Source organism: Metabacillus sp. YM-086 (assembly GCF_048059995.1).
Taxonomy (GTDB): Bacteria; Bacillota; Bacilli; order Bacillales; family Bacillaceae; genus Metabacillus; species Metabacillus litoralis_B.
This window is the reverse complement of record NZ_JBLUOI010000127.1, coordinates 1-8546: the sequence shown is the minus strand read 5'-3', so window position 1 is coordinate 8546 and position 8546 is coordinate 1. Positions and strand designations below refer to the sequence as shown.

The following is an 8546-nucleotide window of genomic DNA, read 5'->3' as shown; positions in this document are numbered from 1 at the left end:
CTCCTAAAACGAGTGCAGATCAAAAAGGAAAATGGTATGAAGGACATGATTACAAGGCACACGGTCAAATTGTTGATTTCGTTGTTATTATGACTTATGAATGGGGATACAGCGCTGGACCTCCTTTGGCAGTATCACCAATTGGCCCTGTTCGAGAAGTGTTAGAATATGCGATTAGTGAGATGCCTAGTCGCAAAATTATGATGGGTCAAAACCTATATGGATATGACTGGACGCTTCCTTTTGTGGCTGGTGGTCAATACGCAAAGGCAGTAAGTCCTCAACAAGCTATCCAATTAGCAAGTACGAACAACGTACCAATTCGTTATGATCAAGAAGCACAAGCACCTCATTTTAATTATACTGATGCCGGTGGTAAAGAACATAAAGTATGGTTTGAGGATGCAAGGTCCATTCAAGCTAAATATGATTTGATTAAAGAGTTAGATTTAAGAGGAATTAGCTATTGGAAACTAGGCTTAGCCTTTCCACAAAATTGGCTCCTCCTTGCTGATAACTTCACAATTGAGAAGAAATAGTTACCTACTGAAGTACTCATTGAAAAATGGGTGCTTTTTTGGTTAATTTTAAGTAAATTGTTAGGGATTGTGAGATAAATATAGAAAAAGAAAGCAATCAGTTAATTTTTAACTCAAAATGGGTTTTGCATGGTAAAATGAAATTTGTCGATTTTTAGTATAGGTGTTTCGTTTTGAAGGAGGACCCATTATGAATATACCCTTTATTACTGTAGAGGGACCAATTGGTGTTGGAAAAACATCATTATCTAAAGCAATTGCTGATTATTATCAGTTTCATCTATTAAAAGAAATTGTTGAAGAGAATCCTTTCTTAGGAAAGTTTTACGCTGATATTGAGGAGTGGAGCTTTCAAACAGAAATGTTCTTTCTTTGCAATCGTTATAAACAATTAGAAGATATCGATAAAAAATTTCTCCAAGCAGGTAAACCAGTTGTAGCGGATTATCACATTTATAAAAATCTTATTTTTGCTAAACGTACATTAAAAAATGAGCAGTATGATAAATACTTAAAAATCTATGATATTTTAACGGATGGAATGCCTAAGCCAAATATCATTATTTATTTAAGCGCAAGTTTAGATACTCTACTTAATAGAATTGCAAAAAGGGGTCGCGAAATTGAGCATCAAATTGACCCAAACTACTTGCAACAACTCTCAGAAGACTATGATATTGCTATGACACAATGGGAAAAAGAAAATCCATCCATCCCTATTATACGATTTAACGGAGATTCATTAGATTTTGTTCAAAATAAACAAGACTTAACCTATATATTCAATACATTGAATCAGTATTTGCAAAAAGGAGTAACAATAGATGAATTTACGAGAAAAATATAATATTCCAAACAATGCTGTGATTACGATTGCAGGTACCGTTGGTGTAGGAAAGTCAACCATGACAAAAGCTCTGGCAAAGGAACTTGATTTTAAAACATCGTTTGAGAAAGTTGATTCCAATCCTTATCTTGACAAATTTTATGCAGATTTTGAAAGATGGAGCTTTCATTTACAAATCTATTTTCTTGCTGAACGCTTTAAAGAGCAAAAAAAGATTTTTGAATATGGCGGAGGATTTATTCAGGATCGTTCCATCTATGAAGACACTGGAATCTTTGCAAAAATGCATTATGAAAAAGGAACAATGTCTGAAGTAGATTATGAAACATACCGAAATTTATTTGATGCAATGGTTATGACCCCTTATTTCCCACATCCTGACCTTCTGATCTATCTTGAAGGAAGTTTAGACGATATATTATCTCGAATTAAATTACGTGGACGAGCTATGGAGCAGCAAACTCCCGTAGAATATTGGCAAGAGATGCACCAGCGTTATGAGGATTGGATTAATAACTTCAACGCCTGCCCTGTTTTACGTATTAACATTAATGATTACGACATTATGACAAATGACCAATCCATTGAACCAATTATAGAAAGAATTGGCTACTTTATTGAGCAAACAAAATTTCTCAAAAAATAAGATACAATAAAAAAGGCATTTAGGAACAGAAATTCTGATCTTAAATGCCTTTTATTACTCTATCTAGAGTTAAGCCCTTACAAAGGGTAATAAAAAAAACCGTTACTATGTAACGATTTTCACCAATCTCCCATATTTTATGCGCTTAATATGAGAATTATTTATAATATTATGGAGGAGGAAAGGGGATTCGAACCCCTGCGGGCTTTGACACCCCTGTCGGTTTTCAAGACCGATCCCTTCAGCCGGACTTGGGTATTCCTCCTTGTTGACAAGATATAATTTATCATAAGATTTATATGCTTGTCAACAATTCTTTAAAAAAATTTTAGTTTTATTAAAAACCTTAAATTTCTTTCTAAACCTGCGTTTTTATTCTACAACAGATATACGTTCTTTGTTCCCCATATACGGCCTTAATACCTCTGGAATAATGACTGATCCATCTTCTTGCTGATAATTTTCTAAAATAGCAGCAACTGTACGACCAATTGCTAAACCAGATCCATTTAATGTGTGAACATGTTCAACTTTCGCTTTGGCTTCTCTTCTGAATCGAATATTAGCACGTCGAGCTTGGAATGCCTCAAAATTACTACAAGAAGAGATTTCACGATACGTTCCATAGCTTGGAATCCAGACTTCTAAGTCATACTTTTTAGCTGCTGTGAATCCAAGATCAGCTGTACACATGCTCATAACACGATATGGTAGTCCTAATAATTGAAGTACTTTTTCAGCATGACCTGTTAGCTTTTCTAGCTCCTCATAAGAATCCTCTGGTTTAACGAAACGAACAAGCTCTACTTTGTTAAACTGATGTTGACGAATTAGTCCTCTTGTATCTCTCCCAGCAGATCCAGCTTCTGAACGGAAATTTGCACTGAATGCAGCATAGCTGATTGGAAGTTGTTCTACATTAAGGATTTCCTCACGATGTAAATTTGTTACTGGAACTTCTGCCGTTGGAATTAGGAAATAGTCTTCTCCAACGATCTTAAAAGCATCTTCCTCAAATTTTGGTAATTGACCTGTTCCAGTCATACTATCTCTATTCACAATAAAAGGTGGCATGATTTCTGTATAACCATGTTTCTCTACATGTAAATCAAGCATAAAGTTAAAGAGTGCTCTCTCTAATCTAGCTCCTAAACCACGATAGAATACAAAACGGCTGCCAGTTACTTTTGCTGCTCTTTCGAAATCTAAAATTTGCAGACCATCTGCAATTTCCCAATGCGGTTTTGGTTCAAATGAGAATTCAGGGATCTTTCCCCAATTTCGAGCTTCTACATTATCATCTTCTGTATCACCAACAGGAACACTTTCATGAGGAATATTTGGGATAGATAATAGCAATTGCTCTAATGCTGTTTCTACCTCGCGTAATTCATCATCATATTCTTTTATTTTTTCTCCTACGTCTTTCATTTCACTAATAAGATGATCAGCATCCTGTTTTTCCCTTTTTAGTTGAGCAACCTGAGATGATACTTCATTTCTTTTGCTTTTTAATTCTTCTGTAGCTGCTATAAGCTCTCTTCTTTTTTTATCCAGATCCTCAAATTTGCCAAAGTCCGTTAAATCCTCTCCACGTTTGGCTAATTTTTGTTTTGCTTCATCCAAGTTAGCACGTAAAAATTTAATATCCAACATATTAACATTCTCCTTTTCAAAAAAAATATTTGAACACAAAAAACTCCCGTCCCATAGAAGGGACGAGAGTTACCCGCGTTGCCACCCTAGTTAAAAATACAAATGTATTTTTCACTTAATGAATAACGGTCATAGCCGGAATAACCTACTTAAACTGTTGTTTGTTCAGCCATTCATTCAAGGATGGATTCGCAAGCATCTATCACCGATTTTCACCAGCCATCGGCTCTCTATAGATAGAACATCATGCTACTAGTTCCTATCATCATGTTTTCATATAATTGATTTAGTACATAATTTACTATAAGTTTACAGCACTAGCAAGTTTTTTATACCTTTTATTTAGACTCTTTCACCATATTTATAAATAACTGAGTCATTCGGTGATCATCCGTTAGTTCTGGATGAAATGAGCATCCAAGAAATTGACCTTGTCTAGCAGCAACGATTCTTCCGTTATGTTTAGATAAAATCTCTACATCTTCTCCAACTTCCACAATATGTGGAGCTCGTATGAAGACACCAACAAAATCTTCACCAACACCGGTAATCATTAGCTCTGCTTCAAAGCTATCCTTTTGGCGACCAAAGGAGTTACGTTCTACCGTAACATCCAATAATCCTAAATGAGACTCAGAATAACCTACTAGATTTTTTGCTAATAGAATTAAGCCTGCACATGTTCCGAACATAGGCTTACCTGATTCAGCAAAAGCTTTTAAAGGTTCCATGAAGTTATATTTATCGATTAAGCGACGCATTGTGGTGCTTTCTCCACCTGGAATAATTAAGCCGTCAAGGTCATCAAGTTGGTCTGTTGTCTTAACGACGATTCCTTCTGCACCACAAGCTTCGATTGAACGAATATGTTCTCGCACAGCACCTTGTAAACCTAAAACACCAATTTTCAGCATGTAAAAAACTCCTTTATCTTACCAACCACGCTCTTGCATTCTGTGTTCTGGTAAAAGGCTTGAAATTTCAATTCCTTGCATTGCAGATCCAAGTCCTTTTGATAGGCTTGCAATTAACTCATAATCTTGGAAGTGTGTTGTTGCTTCAACGATTGAACGAGCAAATTTTGCAGGATTTTCTGATTTAAAGATACCAGAACCAACGAATACACCGTCTGCTCCTAATTGCATCATTAATGCCGCATCAGCAGGAGTTGCTACACCACCAGCTGCGAAGTTAACAACAGGTAATTTACCTTCTTTTTTGATTTGAAGAAGAAGTTCAAATGGTGCACCAAGATTTTTTGCTTCAGTCATTAATTCATCTTCACTCATTGCTGCAACTTTACGAATTTGAGCATTTACTTTACGCATATGACGTACCGCCTCAACGATGTTACCAGTACCTGGCTCACCTTTTGTACGAAGCATTGAAGCACCTTCAGCAATACGGCGTGTTGCTTCACCAAGATCACGGCATCCACATACAAATGGAACTGTGAAATCACTTTTTAGTAGGTGATATTCTTCGTCAGCTGGAGTTAATACTTCACTCTCATCAATGTAATCTACACCCATAGCTTCAAGTACACGAGCTTCAACGATGTGACCGATACGAGCTTTTGCCATAACTGGAATAGATACAGCATTCATAACGTCCTCAACGATTGTAGGATCAGCCATTCTTGCTACACCGCCTGCTGCACGAATGTCAGCTGGAACTCGCTCAAGTGCCATTACAGCAACAGCACCTGCTTCCTCTGCGATTTTTGCTTGCTCTGCATTTACAACGTCCATGATGACGCCGCCTTTTTGCATTTCTGCCATTCCACGTTTTACGCGGTCAGTACCTATATTGTTACTCATCTGTTTGTCCCCCTTATGTAATTTCCTATGTAATAGGATTTGTTTTAGCTATATGAAAAATTCATCTACGCTATATTTTATCCTAACTTCTAAAAAAATCCTATCAAAATAAATATAATTAGTAAAACAATTCCTACATATTTCACTATTCTATCATTTTGCACCTGAGATAATTTTCTATTATATACCTATTTCAGTAAAAATTTAATACTTTTTTATACTGTTTCTCAAACCAAAAAGAAAAAGACCCCCACATTGGGAGTCTTCCTAATTAAAACCAGCCTTTAACTGTGTCTGTTACTGTTCCCCATAATCCACCAAAGAAACCACCAATTCCTCTCATGGATAAAACAAACCAGTTTGCCTTTTCAACAGCTTCTTTTGTAATAAGATCTACTTGAGGAAGTTTATCTTTTTGAACATAGCTTAGTGCTTCTCCTTCACCAGCATAATTCACAATCATTGTTCCTACCTTTTGACCTTCCTTAACTGGAGCAGTCAATTCTCCTGCTTTCGTTAATTGACTAGAATCAATCTTATAAGATGCCTTATATGATTCTTCTTCTCCATTTTTCACAACAAGCGTAACGGCTTTCTTTGTTTCTACAGATACACTATCTTCTTTCCCTTTTACTACCGGGATCGTTGACTCTTTCTTAATTTGATAACCAGCAGGAAAAACTTCTTTTACTGTAAAATGATCAAACGCATAATTCAACATCTTTTCGGTTGCAAAGAAGCGTGGATTTTTAACATCTCCACCTCCATCTTCAGCTTTTGCATTCATCACAACTGTGATTACTCGCATACCGTTTTTTTCAGCAGTTGCTGTAAAGCAAGAGCCTGCAGATGAAGTTGATCCAGTTTTCAGTCCATCAACGCCTTCATAGCCGTAAACAAGACCTGGAAGCATCCAGTTCCAGTTTGGCATCTCTGTAGCATCATCAGTTCCTTCTCTGAAGGTTTTTTTAGCAATACTAGCTGTTTTTAAGATATCAGGAAAATCCTGAATTAATCGTTGTGATAACAGTGCCATATCTCGAGCAGAAACTTTACTTTCTGCATCTGCACTTGTTCCTTCAGGGTGTTTTCCAAGTAAATCCTTATTTTCTAATCCTGTTGCATTAACAAATTCATAGTTTGTTAAACCTAATTCTTTTGCTTTATCATTCATCATTTTTACAAATGCCGTTTCAGATCCAGCAATTAACTCAGCCAGACCAATTGCTGCACCATTTGCAGAATAAATGGCCATAGCCTCATATAATTCCTCTACATTGTAAGAGCCATCAAGTCGTAATGGTACATTTGATAGATTACGATTTTGAGAAATTTCATACACATATTCACTAGGTGTATACGTTTGATCCCACTTAATTTTTCCATCCTTTATTGCTTCTAGCACCAGGTACTCTGTCATAACCTTTGCCATACTAGCGACTGGTAGCATTTCATCTACGTTTTTACCATAAAGAATAGTACCTGTTGATTCTTCAATAATGATTGCAGAGCTTGCATTAATAGAAATGGGCTCTGCTGCTTGAGCATTTGAATAAGGGTAAAAAGACGTAATTACAAATGCAAAAGCAACGACAATTGCAATTAATTGTTTTATTCTCACGTTGTTCATTACCTCCATGTTTTTAGTCAATCTATTTAAAATTCAGTGAATGTTTTTCTCTATCTAGACACAACAAGATAGATTTTATCATAGAAAGGATAAAAAAAATAGACAGAGTCATAGACTCTGTCAAATGTTATAGTTCTGCCATAATTACCTCTTTTTTGTTTCAAAAGTCCTATTATAAAGAGTAATTTGGGGCTTCTTTCGTAATTTGTACATCGTGTGGATGGCTTTCTTTTAAGCCTGCACCTGTCATACGAATAAATTGTGAGTTTTCTCTTAGTTCTTGAAGATCTTTCGTACCACAATATCCCATTCCTGATCGGATTCCACCAACAAGCTGATAAATTGTATCAGCTAATGGACCTTTGTAAGGAGTTCTTCCTTCAATTCCCTCTGGAACAAACTTTTTATTATCTTCTTGGAAGTAACGGTCCTTACTTCCCTTCTCCATCGCTGCAACTGATCCCATTCCACGGTATACTTTAAATCGTCTTCCTTGGAAGATTTCAGTTGCTCCTGGGCTCTCAGAAGTACCTGCAAGCAAGCTTCCTAACATAACAGCATGACCACCAGCTGCAAGTGCTTTTACCATATCTCCAGAGTATTTAATTCCTCCGTCAGCGATAATGGAAACTCCATGCTTTCTAGCCTCAGTTGCACAATCATAAACAGCTGTAATTTGTGGAACACCTACTCCAGCTACAACCCTTGTTGTACAAATAGAACCAGGACCAATTCCAACTTTAACTACATTCGCTCCTGCTTCAATTAAATCTCTTGTAGCATCTGCTGTTGCGACATTACCAGCAATGATGTTTAATTCAGGATATTCGTTACGAATTGCTTTTACTGTTTCTAATACACCTTTAGAATGACCATGGGCAGTATCAACAACAATCGCATCTACATTTTTTTCAACCAACTTCTGTACACGTACCATTGTATCAGCTGTTACTCCTACTGCTGCAGCAACTACTAAACGACCATGTGAGTCTTTTGCTGAATGAGGGAACTCAATAACTTTTTCAATATCCTTAATCGTTATTAATCCTTTAAGTACACCATCTTCATCAACTAAAGGTAATTTTTCAATTTTATGTTTTTGTAAGATACTCTCGGCATCCTTTAATGTTGTTCCAACATCTGCTGTTACAAGATTTTCTTTTGTCATCACATCACTGATCTTTATTGAATAATCCTGAATAAATCTCATATCACGGTTTGTGATGATTCCAACTAACTTTTGTTCTTCGGGGTTATTTACAATCGGAACACCTGAAATTCTATATTTACCCATTAAGTGCTCTGCATCATACACTTGATGCTCTGGAGTTAAATAAAATGGATCAGTAATAACTCCTCTTTCAGATCTTTTTACTTTATCCACTTGCTCTGCTTGTTGCTCAATTGA

At 36.3% G+C, this 8546-nt stretch carries 8 protein-coding genes, 1 tRNA gene and 1 other annotated feature; of the genes, 3 read left to right on the top strand and 6 right to left on the bottom strand.

Annotated elements, in window-relative coordinates; all coding sequences use genetic code 11:
* The 3 genes from ACEWK1_RS26510 to ACEWK1_RS26500 form a co-directional block, all read left to right on the top strand.
* Positions 1 to 539 (top strand): glycosyl hydrolase family 18 protein (locus ACEWK1_RS26510; RefSeq protein ID WP_416636815.1); only part of this gene is annotated, 539 nt, incomplete at its 5' end.
* 190 nt (positions 540 to 729) lie between these two features.
* Complete coding sequence (locus tag ACEWK1_RS26505; RefSeq protein ID WP_212138786.1) at positions 730 to 1386, top strand: deoxynucleoside kinase; 657 nt, start codon at positions 730 to 732, stop codon at positions 1384 to 1386.
* Entirely contained in the window at positions 1364 to 2032 is a 669-nt protein-coding gene (locus tag ACEWK1_RS26500; protein ID WP_121664102.1) for a deoxynucleoside kinase, read from the top strand. Before ACEWK1_RS26505 ends, ACEWK1_RS26500 begins: the two co-directional genes overlap by 23 nt.
* 172 nt (positions 2033 to 2204) lie before the next feature.
* Here the strand turns inward: ACEWK1_RS26500 and ACEWK1_RS26495 are convergent.
* The 6 genes from ACEWK1_RS26495 to guaB all read right to left on the bottom strand — a co-directional run.
* Positions 2205 to 2297, bottom strand: a tRNA-Ser gene (locus ACEWK1_RS26495).
* Between the two features lie 107 nt (positions 2298 to 2404).
* On the bottom strand, positions 2405 to 3688 hold the full coding sequence (gene serS / locus ACEWK1_RS26490; RefSeq protein ID WP_212138787.1) for a serine--tRNA ligase: 1284 nt from the start codon (positions 3686 to 3688) through the stop codon (positions 2405 to 2407).
* A 55-nt stretch (positions 3689 to 3743) separates the two neighbouring features.
* Positions 3744 to 3963: a binding site (T-box leader), on the bottom strand.
* 63 nt (positions 3964 to 4026) lie between these two features.
* On the bottom strand, positions 4027 to 4602 hold the full coding sequence (gene pdxT, locus ACEWK1_RS26485; protein ID WP_121664100.1) for a pyridoxal 5'-phosphate synthase glutaminase subunit PdxT: 576 nt from the start codon (positions 4600 to 4602) through the stop codon (positions 4027 to 4029).
* 18 nt (positions 4603 to 4620) lie between these two features.
* A complete protein-coding gene (pdxS, locus tag ACEWK1_RS26480) occupies positions 4621 to 5508 on the bottom strand; it encodes a pyridoxal 5'-phosphate synthase lyase subunit PdxS (RefSeq protein ID WP_212138788.1) in 888 nt (295 codons plus the stop codon).
* Between the two features lie 271 nt (positions 5509 to 5779).
* Positions 5780 to 7138, bottom strand: a complete 1359-nt coding sequence (locus tag ACEWK1_RS26475) for a D-alanyl-D-alanine carboxypeptidase family protein (protein WP_212138789.1) — start codon at positions 7136 to 7138, stop codon at positions 5780 to 5782.
* 172 nt (positions 7139 to 7310) lie between these two features.
* A partial coding sequence (gene guaB, locus ACEWK1_RS26470; RefSeq protein ID WP_416636814.1) for an IMP dehydrogenase occupies positions 7311 to 8546 on the bottom strand: 1236 nt, incomplete at its 5' end.

What these genes read in the sequence shown, in the direction of transcription:
- ACEWK1_RS26475 (WP_212138789.1), bottom strand. Translation starts at nt 7,138, where the DNA reads ATGAACAACGTGAGAATAAAACAATTAATTGCAATTGTCGTTGCTTTT.
- ACEWK1_RS26500 (WP_121664102.1), top strand. Translation starts at nt 1,364, where the DNA reads ATGAATTTACGAGAAAAATATAATATTCCAAACAATGCTGTGATTACG.
- pdxS (WP_212138788.1), bottom strand. Translation starts at nt 5,508, where the DNA reads ATGAGTAACAATATAGGTACTGACCGCGTAAAACGTGGAATGGCAGAA.
- pdxT (WP_121664100.1), bottom strand. Translation starts at nt 4,602, where the DNA reads ATGCTGAAAATTGGTGTTTTAGGTTTACAAGGTGCTGTGCGAGAACAT.
- ACEWK1_RS26505 (WP_212138786.1), top strand. Translation starts at nt 730, where the DNA reads ATGAATATACCCTTTATTACTGTAGAGGGACCAATTGGTGTTGGAAAA.
- serS (WP_212138787.1), bottom strand. Translation starts at nt 3,688, where the DNA reads ATGTTGGATATTAAATTTTTACGTGCTAACTTGGATGAAGCAAAACAA.